The organism is Flavobacterium sp. RSP15 (assembly GCF_003968755.1).
Lineage (GTDB): Bacteria > Bacteroidota > Bacteroidia > Flavobacteriales > Flavobacteriaceae > Flavobacterium.
Window position 1 is genome coordinate 194,468 of sequence record NZ_RYDL01000001.1, and the last position, 13,033, is coordinate 207,500.

Consider the following 13,033-nt stretch of genomic DNA (forward strand, 5'->3'; position numbering starts at 1 on the left):
TTGCCTATGAAATAAAATGTTTTTAGTTCTTTATAATGCAATTGGTGCTGCAAGGCAACTATCTGGAATGTCAAATGCTTTTACTAATGAGACAGCATCCGGCCTTATTTCCCAGCAAAGCTGATTGACCATCTTGCGTATGGCTTTTGTTTTTATCCCCTCCATGTAGCCATCTTCAAGATACCAGCCTTTATTTTTCTCCATTTGTGAAAGCGCATACAACTGGCATAATTTTGTCACTATTTCCTTGTTTTTCTGATCTTCAATAGCTTGTACGGCTTTTTGAAACTGCTCCAGAACAATTCGCTCCAGATATGCCTGAGCCACATCAATCATGTGGTGCTGCACCACATTAAAGGCATCATAAGGTTCAAGTCCACCATCAATCAGTTTTTTTAATCGTTTTGCTGCCGATGCCAATATCGTTTTTTCCCTATATTGAAAGGCATCCAGATGAAAGGCATCCTCTAATAAATGATCCTCATCTGTTTTTCGGGTTATAATAGGATTTTTTTTAGCAATAGCAGTTTTAGCAGTCTCAAAAACGTAATTTATCATACCCATAGCATCCATTTCTCCAAATGTCTTGCGGAATTCCGACAACCTATTTTTAGCAACTAATTGCATTAATACCGTATTATCCCCTTCAAAGGTTGTATAGATTTCGGTATCATTTTTCAAGGCATCGATCCTGTTTTCTGATAGGTATCCTTTGCCACCGCAGGCTTCACGGCATTCCTGCAAAACAGCAGTAGTACTCCAGGTTGAATACGCTTTCATTCCGGCAGCCAAGGCTTCAATTTCTGGCATTTCAGTTTCTGTTCGTTCTAGGTATCTATTTGTCACGTATTGCAACGCAAAATGAATGGCATACGTTTTTGCCAGCAAAGGAAGTAGCCTGCGTTGGTGTATTCTGTAATTTAAGATTGGAACTTCTGAACCGCCTTCGGGTCCAAATTGCCTGCGTGAGTCGCTATACTGTATCGCTATTGTTAATCCGGATTTGGCTGCCGCCAAAGCAGATCTCGGAATCCCAATTCGGCCGCCAACTAAAGTGCCTAACATCGTAAAAAAACGGCGATTGTCACTTGGAATTGGACTTTCAAATTTTCCTTCATCATTTACCGAAGCAAATCGATCCAACATGTTTTCTTTTGGAATAACGACATTTTCAAAACGAATGGTACCGTTATCAACGCCATTAAGTCCCATTTTATGTCCGCAATCACTAATAGTAATGCCTTTCAGGATTGTACTATTAGTATCCCGTATTGGAACAATAAAGGCATTTACGCCGTAATCCATTTCATCAATAATCAATTTAGCAAATACCGTAGCCATTTGACCGTGTACTGCCGCATTGCCAATGTATTCTTTCTGCGCCTTTTCATGTGGTGTATGAATGATAAACGTTTGGTTGTCGTGGTTATAAGTAGCAGTTGTTTCTAATCCTTTTACATTTGAACCGTGATTGGTTTCGGTCATGGCAAAACAGCCGGGCAACTTTAGCGAACCAATATCTTTTAAGTATTTGCTGTAATGTTTTTCGGTACCTAGTGATTGTATGCTCATTCCCCAAAGCCCGAATTGCACTCCAAATTTAATAACCAGACTTAAATCATGGTAGCTTAATGTTTCCATTATAGCAAAATAATCGGCACTATTTTCACCGCCGCCGTATTGCTTAGGATACGCCATATTCCCCAGATTTTCTTTTGCAAGAATTGTGCACCAATCGTACACTTTTTCACGATATACCGCTGTATCAGTTGAAGTTTCATAGGCAAAATCTGGTCGACTGATGACCGTTTTCACTTTTTTAATAATAGCAGACTGTTTGCCATCCAGAATCTGAGTTAGTTTTTCTATGTCGAATGTGTTGATCGTATGATAATTTGAAGTAACGGTTTTTGCCGTTTTTTTTAAATTTGAAACGGCTTCTTCACCTAAAATTCCCAAATCGTTTTCCAGTTTCATAAAATCAGTCGCAAGATCTTTGATAACAGAATTTTTTTCTGCAAGTACCATTGAAACATCAAATATAGATTTCAGCAGAGGATTCTGATCAATAGCAGTATCTATTTCAAATTTCCACTCCGCAAGTTCTATTCTTGAAGGAGGTCCTGAAACCGTTACTTTTGAAAGTAGATATTCCTGCTCTTTTCTGGAAATCCATTGTTGTGAACGTATGAACTCTTGCAAAGTAACAAACTCTTTTTGAGTTAAAAGATCGTCTGACCAAGCAAGGTAAAATAAAGGAATAAAGGCTTTGAGTTTTGAATTTTCCATAGCACACTTTAATTAAAATAATATTTTCAGTTGGGTTAAGATAGAAAAAATTAATGAATAAAATGACGTAACAACGGGATACTTCTGTATTTAGAGCGGAAAATAACTCTCAAAAAGTATCAAAAAAATTAGAAAATACTGCAATTGGTTTTTCTTTAAGATTCATTAATTTTTATCAAATGAGAAGTATTAGTACTAAAAAAAAAAATTAATTAATTCAAGGTCAAAGCTCCTAAAATTTCTTCTGATAAAAAAGGACCTCCGGGATATCTGGCCGTATAATCTAAATTCATCCAGATTTGGCCGCGTTCATCAACATGATAAAAGAGTTTTTTTTCTTTGCTTTCATTTACAAAAAGGATATTTTTAATTAGAAAATTTACTTTTTCTAAATCAGTAACTGAACCAATCAGTATTTCCGGATAAATGTGCCCTTTGGTATGAATCAATCGCGGTGTACCACCAATAGCTTTGATACTGGCTGCCATTAATATTGAATGGTCATCGCAATCACCCGAAAAATAAAGTAAGGACTCCGTGGCTGCTGCTATATAATCCCCGCCTTTTGGATCGCTGACGTAGTTCCACCGATTGTTAATTTCTTTGAAAACTGCAAAACACTGGATAATAGTCCTGTAATCCGAATACCCTTTTATATCTTTAAAATGTTTTGACGTTGCCATAATTGCAAAATTTCTAATTTTAGGATTTTGATATTCTATCGCATTAATAATCTTAGATTTACTAGGGAAAGGAAGTAGCTTAGCAATGATAATATCTTGCGGATATGGATTGTCTGACATGGTATACATGATAGAATTGTAATCTTCAAAAACGCTGTTAAACCCATAATTCCCTATTGTAGAACCATAAATTAAAATTAAAAAATAAAGGATAATACAAAAAAGAATAATCGTTCTCATGAACCGCAAGAGCACTTGAATAACGACTATCATTACTATAAACAGAACGACTCTATCAATATTAAGAGGCCAATTTGGGTTGATTAAATTCTGATGTAAGATGATAAAAACCGGAATGGCAATCAATATGTTCAGGACAAAAATAATAACGTCGTCCCAAGGTTTTGCAACCTGAAATTTTTGTTTAATTCCTTGAAAATTGATTTTTTTTATTTTTATCATGGTAGCATAAAAACAATAATCTAGACTGCTTTTACAATGTCTTCAAAAGTACCTTTTTTCTCGATAATTTTAAGTTGAAAAAGCTGATTTTGAATTTTGTTTAACATTTCAACAGTTAATGGTTTTGGTGACCACTGTGTTAACGACAGCCATTCTTGAATATCTTCTATTTTTTGATGGTAATTTGAAGCCAACGTTTTGTCAATACTTGGAATGTCTTTGAAATCTTCTGTAGTTTGATTAATGATTGCCAGAATTTTTGAAATAACATCTGAATGTTTTTCAAGAATTTCTTTACGTACCGCTATTACAAAGCAAGGCCAAGGTGTTGGGCAATCCGCAATTCTACGAAAAATTCCTTTATCGACTAATGGTTTAGTCATGAAGCGTTCCCACATGAAATAATCAGCCGTTCTATTTGTCAAGGCTTCAACAGCGCCGTCGATAGTATTTACAATTTCAAACTGAAGATTATCTGTTTTCCAACCTTGATTATTGGCATTGACATAAGCCATTAATTGCGAACCGGAACCCAATCTGGAAATGGCCACTTTGGTGTTTTCTAAGTCGGCTACTGTCTTATAATTGGAGTTTGCTGCTACGTGAATTCCCCAAATTAATGGACTTTCCACATACAGCTGCACTATTTTACTTGGGTTTCCGGCAACGATATCTTTTACAATTCCTTCGGTTAGGATTACGGCGATATCCGTTTCGCCGTCACGGAGCATTTGACACATTTTTCCGGTTCCTTCAGGAACATCAGTCCATTGTAAATCGATATTTTCTTTTTCGAAATCTCCGCTTTCTATGGCTAAATGCCAAGGAAGATTAAAATGTTCCGGAACTCCGGCTATTTTTATTGTGTTCATTATAGGTTAGGATTTTTTAATTCGTACCAATTCCAAGAAACGCCATCTTCCAGATATTGTTCCGTCATTTTTAGTCCAATTTTTTTTAATATTCTGTTTGAGGCAATATTATCCGTGTGTGCTGCGGCTTCCATAATTTTGATTTTCATTACATTAAAACCATAATCCAGCCATGCAAAACTGGCTTCACTAGCATATCCTTTTCCCCAGAATTTTTCGTTCAACCGATAGCCAATGTCATAGAAATGAATTTTGTTATTTACTATTTCAGTGTTGTATTTTAATCCGGCCCAACCAATTAATTCATTCGTTTCTTTCAAAACAACCACAAATCGCCCAATATTATTTTGAACGTATTGTGTTCTAACAAGTTCTATATAGGAATGTACTTCGCTAATATCCGTCAATGGTTTGTTCCAAAGATATTGATGTACCTTAGGATTGCTGTCCATTTCAAATAATGCGTCGGCATCTGAAAATAGCATTTCTCTTAAAATTAATCGGTCGGTTTCTAAAATAAGATTCATGTTTTATTAGAAATTTCATGGTTAACGATTTAGTCTGATAGCAGTGGTATTATGTCATTGCGAGGAACGAAGCACTCACATCATGAGATTGCTTCGTTCCTCGCAATGACATTCACCAAAAAAGATACAGTGCGGGAAATAGCTCCTAAAATCACACATTTATATCTTTAAAATTATTCAATTTTGCATACCGAATCATATTAGTGAAGGCTTCCTGATCTAGTTTGGGTATTTCCAGAATGGAGTTCAACAAAGTGGTATCGTATTCGTTGGCAGCTGTAGTAAAATACGGATTTAAATGTTTGCCAATGCTTTCATAATACAGTTTTTCGATGGTGTTTTTGTATTTGAAGTCAAACGAATTTTGTATTAAGGTAAAATTGGTATAGCCCACTTCCCTCATGATTAACTGTAATCCATCTGCCATATTGAAACTTTTATGATGTACAATATTAAGCTGTTCAATATCTTCTCTTTCAAAGGTATTTACAATCACTTTTGCCACATAATCAACAGGAATAATATTCAAAACAGTATCTTCATTGATAATAAAACGTACATTTTCTTGTTCACCTTTTCGTTGAGAGGTAAAATGGAAAAATTTTGCCAAAAGGTAAAAAACCATATATTTTGAAATAAAAAACTGGTTTTCTGTTCCTAACATTTTGCCACCAATGACACTTGGACGCAGAATTTGGAAGGGTAAATCAATTTTTTTACATTCTTGGGCTATAAAATTTTCAGAATGGAATTTAGCATTTTCATACGCATTGCGATGCTCTGGTTCAAATCCTAAACTATGAAAATCATTATCAATTAATCCTTTTCGGTTTCCAGAAGAAAAAGCAGTTCCGATGTAAATAAACTTTTTTATGAAAGGATGAAATAGATTAAAAAGGGATTTTGTGATTTTGGTATTTTCTTCAAAAATTTTTTCACGTTGTTCTTCATCGGTGGATAGATTCACAAATCCAGCTGAATGGATAAAATAAGCATCTTTTATTTGGCTTGAAAAAGTGTCCTGAATGACAGCCAAATCAACATCGATGATTTCAATGTATTGGTGCAGTTTTGCTGTGCCTTTATCTTTTATAACTTTAGGCGTATAATTGCTGGATAAAAGTTCGTTTATTCTATCTACAGCGGAGTTTTTACCTTTATTTCGTGCAATAATAAATAGTTTTCCATCAATTTTAGTATTGATGAAAAGCTCTAGAATTTCATACATAATATGAGATCCCAAAACTCCTGTTGCACCTGTAAGTATTATTTTCATTATTGTTTTGTTGTAAAAGCAAAGGTAGTTTTAAATACTAAATATTTCAGGTTTAAAGTTGCATAGAGTTTTTGAAATAGTCAATCAATACTTATCAACCTTTTACTTTCAAATCAGAAACAACAATTCGGAATCCGTCAGGATCAAGAAACATTTTTCCGTTTTTATTCCAATATGGATTTTTTGAAGTTATAATTGAAATATTATTATCTAAAAGTCTATTTATAAATTGATTATATTCTGAAATTGTTTTAGAGTAGAGCACTGTAACATCATCTTGATCAAAAGTATGATCGGCTTTTGCATCAGATTGTGTAAATTCAAAATGCCAATCTAGTTTTGGTTTTCCAATAAAAATTCCATTATAATTGTTATGGTTTTGAAAACCTCCAAGACGTTCAAAACCAAGAATGTTAACATAAAAATCTTCTATTTTTTCTAAATCGTCGGTGTGTCTTGCAATACGTAAGTTCATGTTTTTATAAATCTGAGATCAAAAATTGTTAATCTGCATTCTTAAATCAAAAGCTATTTACTCAATTTATCCAGCGTATACGCAATCAATTCATCTACCGCTTTGTAAGGATCTTCACTAAATGTTCCCGAAGCACGATTTGCAATTATTGCATTTAATGACAAAGCATTATGTCCTAGAAGGCTTGAAAGTCCATAAATTGCTGCGGTTTCCATTTCTAGATTAGTAATTTGGTTGTCACCGAATTTAAAATTATCCATTTTAGAATTTAATGCTTCATCTTGAATATTCAAACGCAACACGCGACCTTGAGGACCATAAAAACCACCTGCAGTTGCGGTAATTCCTTTGTGCATTTTATTGCTTTCGATTATTTTTTCCAATTTTTCGGAACATGCAATTACGTATGGTTTTCCTTTTCGTAAATCCCAATTGGTGTGTTTTACAAAAGCATCTTCCATTTCAAGATTCGAAACTTCGTCAATCAAATAGGAGCGGAGCATATTGTCCAAACCTAATCCGAATTTTGATAGTACAAAACTGTCTACAGGAATATCCGCTTGTAAAGAACCCGAAGTTCCAATTCGGATGATATTCAATGAAGTTAGCTTTTCTTTTGGCTGACGGGTTTCCAGATCAATATTGACTAAAGCGTCCAATTCGTTAATAACGATATCAATATTGTCAGGACCAATTCCTGTGGACATTACAGTAATTCGTTTGCCTTTGAAAATCCCGGTTTGGGTTTTGAATTCTCTTTTTTGTGTCGAAAATTCAATACTGTCAAAAAACTGTGTGATTTTCTCCACGCGATTTTGATCTCCTACAAAGAGGATATCGTGTGCAATATGTTCTGGTTTTAAATTCAAATGGTAAACGCTACCGTCTGGATTTAATATTAATTCGGATGATTGTATCATAGTTTTTTTGTTTAAATGTTTAAGGTTTCAAGTTGCTCAACTGAATACTAATAACTGAACACTTTTTCTAACCTCCAACACGTTTTACTTTAAAGCCTTTTTCTTTTAAAATAATCATTATTTTATCGCGATAATCCCCCTGAATAATAATAGAATCATCTTTAAAAGTTCCGCCAACACTCAATTTGGTTTTGATTTCCTTAGCAAGAACTTTAAAATCGGCGTCGGTTCCTTCATAACCCTCAATTATAGTGGTTGCTTTTCCTTTTCGTTTTTCGAATTTGCAAATCATAGGCTCCTTTTGAACGTATAATTCGTGTGTCATTTCTTCAATCGGCTCGTCAGGCGATGGTTCGTGATCTGGAAAAAGGTTTTTTAATTGGTCTTGTAAGTCCATATTATATTTAAATTATTTTTTACCACATAGAATCATAGCCATATTTTATAGAATGAGGCGTTTTACTTTTTTACAGTAAAACATTGCTATGTAAATTCAAAAATGGTTTGTATTATTCTGTTCTATCTATGTTTCTATGTGGTTAAAATTATGCTGTTTTTCTTTAAGTCTCCACCATTAAAAAAAAACAAAAGACATTAAGCATACACTTAATGTCTTTTGGTATCTGAAGTAAATTTAAGTTTATTTTTTAATAAGTCCCAAATCTACTAAACGTTCGTATAAATAGGCTCCCGAAGTAATGTCTTCGAATTTTTTTGGATGTTCTGCATCAATACAGTTTTCCAAACAATTCAATTTCATATCACTCACCGGATGCATAAAAAACGGAATAGAATACCGTGAAGTTCCCCATAACTCTCTTGGTGGGTTTACCACCTGATGAATGGTCGATTTCAATTTGTTATTCGTATGACGCGATAACATATCACCCACATTGATCACTAATTCATCCGGTTCTGCAATGGCATCAATCCATTCTCCGTTATGATTTTGCACTTGTAACCCTTTCCCTTGCGCACCCATCAACAAAGTAATCAAGTTGATATCACCGTGAGCAGCAGCACGAATAGCATTTTCTGGTTCAGACGTGATTGGTGGGTAGTGAATAGGTCGTAAGATTGAATTTCCATCTTTGGCATATTGGTCAAAATAAAATTCATCCAAACCAAGGTGAATTGCCAAAGCTCTTAAAACGTAAACACCGGTTTTCTCCAGCATTTGATAGGCCTCCTTACCGGCTACATTAAAACGAGGCAGTTCTTTTACTTCGACATTTTCAGGATATTCAGAAGCGTATTTTGAACCTTCGGATACGTATTGTCCAAAGTGCCAAAACTCCTTCAAATCGCCTTCTTTTCTGCCTTTCGCATGCTCTGTTCCAAAAGAAATATACCCTCTTTGTCCGCCAATACCAGGAATTTCATACCCGTGTTTTGTTTCTAAAGGTAAAGCGAAAAAATTTCTGATTTCACCATACAATTCATCAACCAACTGGTCGTTTAAAAAATGCCCTTTGAGTGCTACGAAGCCAATATCTTCAAATGCACTTCCGATTTCATTTACAAATTTTTGTTTACGTTTCGGGTCGTCCGAAAGGAAATCACGCAAGTCAACACTAGGAATGTTTTGCATACTTTTAAATATTTTTTAATAACTTGAAGGTTAAAAACCTTGCAGATACAAATGTAAAGAATAATTTTATATCTGAATTTTAAAACGTACAAACAATGTAAAAAAATATAACAAAACAATATCAAACTGTTATATTTTTTTATCTTTGAACCATATAATAAAACGGGAAAAATGACCTTTGACAAAAAAAATCTTACTGACGATCAATTATTAGATTTATATAAAAGAATACTGAAACCAAGACTGATAGAGGAAAAAATGCTGATTCTTATCCGTCAGGGAAAAGTATCAAAATGGTTCTCTGGAATAGGTCAAGAGGCAATTTCTGTTGGTGTTACGGCAGTTTTAGATTCGGATGAATACATTTTGCCAATGCATAGAAACCTAGGAGTTTTTACCGGAAGAAACATTCCGTTGTACCGACTTTTTTCACAATGGCAAGGCAAAGCCAACGGTTTTACTAAAGGACGTGATCGTAGTTTTCACTTTGGAACACAACAATACAAGATTATAGGAATGATTTCGCATTTAGGTCCGCAATTAGGTGTGGCTGACGGAATCGCTTTAGCCAATAAACTAAAGAAAAACGGAAAAGTTACTGCCGTTTTTACAGGCGAAGGAGCAACAAGTGAAGGCGATTTTCATGAAGCGTTGAATATTGCTTCGGTTTGGGAATTACCGGTTTTATTTGTGATAGAGAATAACGGGTATGGGCTTTCAACACCTACAAATGAACAATACCGTTGCGAAAACCTGGCCGATAAAGGAAAAGGCTACGGAATGGAAAGCCATATTGTTGATGGAAATAATATTCTGGAAGTTTATAATTTATTATCTGAATTAAAAGCTTCGATGAAAGAAAATCCACGTCCTGTTTTATTGGAATTTAAAACCTTCCGGATGCGTGGACATGAAGAGGCGAGTGGGACTAAATACGTTCCGCAGGAATTAATGGACCTGTGGGCGATTAAAGATCCAGTAGAAAATTATAGAAAATACTTGTCAGAAAATGGGGTTCTTACCGCGGATTTTGACGCTGCTTTACATGCTGAAATAAAGAAGGATATTGATGAAAGTTTGGCTATTGCCAATGCCGAACCAGAAATTGAAGCTACTTTAAGTGAAGAACTAAATGATGTTTATAAAACGCATGTATTTGAACAAGTTAACCCTTCAGAAAAAAAAGAAAATATTCGTTTTGTAGATGCCATTTCTGCCAGTTTGAGACAATCGATGGAACGCCATGAGAACTCAGTAATTATGGGCCAAGACATTGCTGACTATGGTGGTGCTTTCAAAATCACAGATGGTTTTGTAGCGCAGTTTGGCAAAGAGCGTGTCATCAATACGCCAATTTGTGAAAGTGCAGTGGTTTCGGCAGGAATGGGATTGTCTATAAATGGCTATAAAGCAATTGTGGAAATGCAGTTTGCCGATTTTGTTTCGACAGGATTCAATCCAATTGTGAATTTATTAGCCAAATCACATTACCGATGGTTAGAAAAAGCAGATGTTGTAGTCCGAATGCCTTGCGGTGGCGGAACACAAGCTGGGCCTTTTCATTCGCAGACCAATGAGGCTTGGTTTACTAAAACACCGGGATTAAAAGTGGTTTACCCAGCATTTCCGTATGATGCGAAAGGATTGTTGAATACTTCCATTAACGACCCAAATCCAGTACTGTTTTTTGAACACAAGCAATTGTACAGAAGCGTTTATCAAGAGGTTCCTTCTGATTATTATACGATTCCACTAGGAAAAGCGGCTTTGTTGAAAGAAGGAGATCAGGTTACGATCATCTCGTTTGGTGCCGCAGTGCATTGGGCTTTGGATACTTTAGCAAAAAATCCTGAAATTTCAGCGGATTTATTGGATTTAAGAACTTTACAACCTTTGGATACCGAAGCTATTTTTGCTTCGGTAAAGAAAACGGGAAGAGTAATTATTTATCAGGAAGACAGTATGTTTGGTGGAATTGCCAGTGATATTTCGGCAATGATAATGGAAAATTGTTTCAAATACTTAGATGCTCCTGTAAAACGAGTGGCAAGTTTAGACACACCAATTCCGTTTACTAAAGCATTGGAAGATCAATATTTGCCGAAAGGCCGATTCGAAAATGACCTAAAAGAACTATTAACGTATTAATTTTTAAATTATAAGTAGTTTATTTTTAGCGTTTTAATTCTAAAAATAACCTAATATCCAATAGATAATTATGAAAATTAAAATTGTACCAAAACAGCCGCCGCCTAGTTTTTTGGCACCGTAACCTGCGAGAATTGTTTTAAAAAATCCGTTCATCCATTTAAATTATTAAGGGCATAGTTTCACTTTATTTTATCGATTATTCAATTTTGCTTTTTCTTTAATGATATCGCTTATTTTTCGGTTTTCGATTTTGCTCTCTAGCCAAGAAATAATATCCAAATAAAGGAAAGCTCTTTTTTCATAGGTGTTTTTCTCCAGTTCTATAAATCTTGTTCTCATTTTTACAAATTCTTTTTTGATATCTGTTGGATAAATGGAGTTTAAATTTTTCAAAAACTTAATAATTTCTTTTTGCACTTCATGCAAATCATTCATTTTGATTAGGAATTTATAGGTGTTTTTCAATTGATTTTCCAAATAATAATCTTTTCCTAATTCATAATGAGCTATCAAACAGAGTAATCTGGCAAAACACATTAAATCTTCTCGCATGGAAAGATTTTTATTGTTTATGATTTTCTCCAAATAAAAAATACAATCTGTATATTTTTCATTCCCAAAATATATAGAAGCAAATTTATAGTAAAACAGCATTTCGTGGTGTTCATCAAGATGATCCGTATGTATTTTCAACTTGGCTAGAACTTCAGGAATTAAGTATTCTCCTTCTGCAAAAGTACCTTCCAGTATATGATAATTCAATTTATTATTATATAAATACAGAAATGATAAAGATGCAATATTATCATTTACAGGAAAATGGGAATCTTTTATGGTATTTTCCAGCAGTAATAAATATTTTTTGAATTTTGATTTGTACTTCAGCATGTATAGAGACTCCAATAAATAATGATTGCCTTTCAGGAAAAACACCGGATTTAAATGAATCATACTTGGGTTGTCATAAAAAAGAGTCACCCACTTTAAAGCATATTTGTAACAGGATAAAAAATCCTGAACTAAAAAGCTTCGCCAAAGATTGGCATTGTAAAACCAATATTTCTCTCTGAAACCGAACTTTTTCTCGTCAAATCTTGAAATATGCTTGTTGAAATAATCATCTATATAGGTGTATTCTTCGTCACTTTTTACATATCCGGTTTTAAGCATAATACCGTACAATTGCAAGGATAAATTAGATAATTTACTGGAAATGGTATTGCGATAATTCAGTTCTTTAGCCTGAATAACCAATTCATCTGCGCGTCCTTGAATACTTCGGGTTATGTATTGGGATTCAATGAGTTTCTCAAATTCTACAATTTCATAGGCCATGAGTTTTTCGTCATTTTCCAACGCTAAAATCTTTGTTTTATCCAAGATTTTTAAACTTTGCTTGTACAGCCCTTTATTGTACAAAATAGCAGCAAAATCAATTTGTTCTCTAAGCTGATATCGAATATTCTGACTGGGAATATTCAATCGGATGCTTACTAAAATTTGTTTGTATAAATACGATTTCAGATTGGATAATTGTACTTTTTTGATAATCCCACTTTTCAAAATAAGCTTCTCCTCATAGACTTCTGATTTGTCTAAAACATTAAATAATTCGATGAATTTTGTATTAGAACTGGTTTCTAATCGGCTGGCAAAAATCTTAAATTGTCTTTTTTCAGATTTTGAAAGCGATTTAATTAATACGAACAAGAAATCTTTTTGATGGTTAGCCATTGTAGAATAGTGTAGCTTAATGTTTTGTAATTCAATTGTTTACTAAGTTTTTT

At 34.2% G+C, this 13,033-nt stretch carries 11 protein-coding genes; 1 reads left to right on the forward strand and 10 read right to left on the reverse strand.

Going from position 1 to position 13,033, the window contains the following annotated elements:
- Window positions 1-30: 30 nt before the first annotated feature.
- From EKM00_RS00845 to EKM00_RS00885, 9 genes are all read right to left on the reverse strand, one after another.
- Window positions 31-2,289: an acyl-CoA dehydrogenase family protein gene (locus EKM00_RS00845; RefSeq protein ID WP_126514910.1), complete on the reverse strand. Its 2,259-nt coding sequence runs from the start codon at window positions 2,287-2,289 to the stop codon at window positions 31-33.
- Window positions 2,290-2,501: 212 nt separating this feature from the next.
- Window positions 2,502-3,434, reverse strand: coding sequence for a transglutaminase (locus tag EKM00_RS00850; RefSeq protein WP_126514911.1), 933 nt, complete (start codon window positions 3,432-3,434; stop codon window positions 2,502-2,504).
- Between the two features lie 20 nt (window positions 3,435-3,454).
- The gene (locus tag EKM00_RS00855) at window positions 3,455-4,306 is read right to left on the reverse strand and encodes a substrate-binding domain-containing protein (RefSeq protein ID WP_126514912.1); all 852 of its coding nucleotides are present in this window, start codon (window positions 4,304-4,306) and stop codon (window positions 3,455-3,457) included.
- A complete protein-coding gene (locus EKM00_RS00860; RefSeq protein WP_126514913.1) occupies window positions 4,306-4,833 on the reverse strand; it encodes a GNAT family N-acetyltransferase in 528 nt (175 codons plus the stop codon). The genes EKM00_RS00855 and EKM00_RS00860 overlap by 1 nt, the downstream gene beginning before the upstream one ends.
- A 151-nt stretch (window positions 4,834-4,984) precedes the next feature.
- On the reverse strand, window positions 4,985-6,109 hold the full coding sequence (locus EKM00_RS00865) for an SDR family oxidoreductase (RefSeq protein WP_126514914.1): 1,125 nt from the start codon (window positions 6,107-6,109) through the stop codon (window positions 4,985-4,987).
- 94 nt (window positions 6,110-6,203) lie between these two features.
- On the reverse strand, window positions 6,204-6,584 hold the full coding sequence (locus EKM00_RS00870; RefSeq protein WP_126514915.1) for a VOC family protein: 381 nt from the start codon (window positions 6,582-6,584) through the stop codon (window positions 6,204-6,206).
- A gap of 53 nt (window positions 6,585-6,637) precedes the next feature.
- Window positions 6,638-7,504: a nucleoside phosphorylase gene (locus EKM00_RS00875; protein WP_126514916.1), complete on the reverse strand. Its 867-nt coding sequence runs from the start codon at window positions 7,502-7,504 to the stop codon at window positions 6,638-6,640.
- Window positions 7,505-7,571: 67 nt separating this feature from the next.
- On the reverse strand, window positions 7,572-7,901 hold the full coding sequence (locus EKM00_RS00880; protein WP_126514917.1) for a translation initiation factor: 330 nt from the start codon (window positions 7,899-7,901) through the stop codon (window positions 7,572-7,574).
- A gap of 243 nt (window positions 7,902-8,144) precedes the next feature.
- Window positions 8,145-9,095 carry an isopenicillin N synthase family dioxygenase gene (locus tag EKM00_RS00885; RefSeq protein WP_126459743.1) on the reverse strand — a complete coding sequence of 317 codons (951 nt, stop codon included), beginning with the start codon at window positions 9,093-9,095 and terminating at the stop codon, window positions 8,145-8,147.
- A gap of 171 nt (window positions 9,096-9,266) precedes the next feature.
- Between EKM00_RS00885 and EKM00_RS00890 the strand changes: the two genes are divergently transcribed.
- The gene (locus EKM00_RS00890; RefSeq protein WP_126514918.1) at window positions 9,267-11,243 is read left to right on the forward strand and encodes an alpha-ketoacid dehydrogenase subunit alpha/beta; all 1,977 of its coding nucleotides are present in this window, start codon (window positions 9,267-9,269) and stop codon (window positions 11,241-11,243) included.
- A 192-nt stretch (window positions 11,244-11,435) separates the two neighbouring features.
- Here EKM00_RS00890 and EKM00_RS00895 read toward each other — a convergent pair whose 3' ends face one another.
- Window positions 11,436-12,980 carry a hypothetical protein gene (locus tag EKM00_RS00895; protein WP_126514919.1) on the reverse strand — a complete coding sequence of 515 codons (1,545 nt, stop codon included), beginning with the start codon at window positions 12,978-12,980 and terminating at the stop codon, window positions 11,436-11,438.
- Window positions 12,981-13,033 lie beyond the last annotated feature (53 nt).